This window comes from Nonomuraea sp. NPDC050547 (genome assembly GCF_044457345.1).
In the GTDB taxonomy this organism is placed as follows: Bacteria; Actinomycetota; Actinomycetes; order Streptosporangiales; family Streptosporangiaceae; genus Nonomuraea.
On record NZ_JBITGW010000052.1, the window covers coordinates 1 to 1,528 of the forward strand.

General features: G+C 57.0%; 1 rRNA gene. It reads left to right on the forward strand.

The features are described 5' to 3' along the window. Nucleotides 1–1,522 (forward strand): 23S ribosomal RNA (locus ACIBHY_RS54730); the annotation flags it as partial. Between the last annotated feature and the right edge of the window lie 6 nt (nt 1,523–1,528).

Here is a 1,528-nt window from a genome sequence, read left to right on the forward strand (position 1 = left end):
TGGCCGAACGCTCGAACCGATTGAGTAGTAGGTAAGCGATGGGGTGACGCAGGAAGGTAGTCCAGCCCAGGCGATGGTTGTCCTGGGGTAAGCATGTAGCCCGTGTCGTAGGTAAATCCGCGACACATGCAGGGTGAGATGTGATGCCGAGCCGATTGTGGCGAAGTGGATGATCCTATGCTGCCGAGAAAAGCCTCTAGTGAGTGTTGTGGCGGCCCGTACCCTAAACCGACTCAGGTGGTCAGGTAGAGAATACCAAGGCGATCGGGTGAACTGTGGTTAAGGAACTCGGCAAATTGCCCCCGTAACTTCGGGAGAAGGGGGACCTCTGCTGGTGATCAGACTAGCTCTGGGAGCTGGTGGGGGTCGCAGTGGCCAGGGGGAAGCGACTGTTTACTAAAAACACAGGTCCGTGCGAAGTCGTAAGACGATGTATACGGACTGACGCCTGCCCGGTGCCGGAACGTTAAGGGGACCGCTTAGCGCAGGTAACTGTGCGAAGGTGAGAACTTAAGCGCCGGTAAACGGCGGTGGTAACTATAACCATCCTAAGGTAGCGAAATTCCTTGTCGGGTAAGTTCCGACCTGCACGAATGGCGTAACGACTTCCCCGCTGTCTCAACCGCAGACCCGGCGAAATTGCACTACGAGTAAAGATGCTCGTTACGCGCAGCAGGACGGAAAGACCCCGGGACCTTCACTACAGCTTGACATTGGCGTTTGGAACGTCTTGTGTAGGATAGGTGGGAGACTGGGAAGCTGTCACGCTAGTGATGGTGGAGTCATTGGTGAAATACCACTCTGGTCGTTTTGAACGTCTAACTCTGGTCCGTGATCCGGATCGGGGACAGTGTCTGGTGGGTAGTTTAACTGGGGCGGTTGCCTCCTAAAGAGTAACGGAGGCGCCCAAAGGTTCCCTCAGCCTGGTTGGCAATCAGGTGTCGAGTGTAAGTGCACAAGGGAGCTTGACTGTGAGACTGACGGGTCGAGCAGGAGCGAAAGCTGGGACTAGTGATCCGGCATCGGCATGTGGAAGCGGTGTCGCTCAACGGCTAAAAGGTACCCCGGGGATAACAGGCTGATCTTCCCCAAGAGTCCATATCGACGGGATGGTTTGGCACCTCGATGTCGGCTCGTCGCATCCTGGGGCTGGAGTAGGTCCCAAGGGTTGGGCTGTTCGCCCATTAAAGCGGTACGCGAGCTGGGTTTAGAACGTCGCGAGACAGTTCGGTCCCTATCCGCTGCGCGCGCAGGAGACTTGAAAGGAGCTGTCCCTAGTACGAGAGGACCGGGACGGACGAACCTCTGGTGTGCCAGTTGTACCGCCAGGTGCACGGCTGGTTGGCTACGTTCGGAAGGGATAACCGCTGAAAGCATCTAAGCGGGAAGCTCGCCTTGAGATGAGGTCTCCCACCACGAGAGTGGGTAAGGCCCCCCAGAGACGATGGGGTTGATAGGCCGGAGGTGGAAGCACGGCAACGTGTGGAGCTGACCGGTACTAATAGGCCGAGGACTTGACCACAAAGCA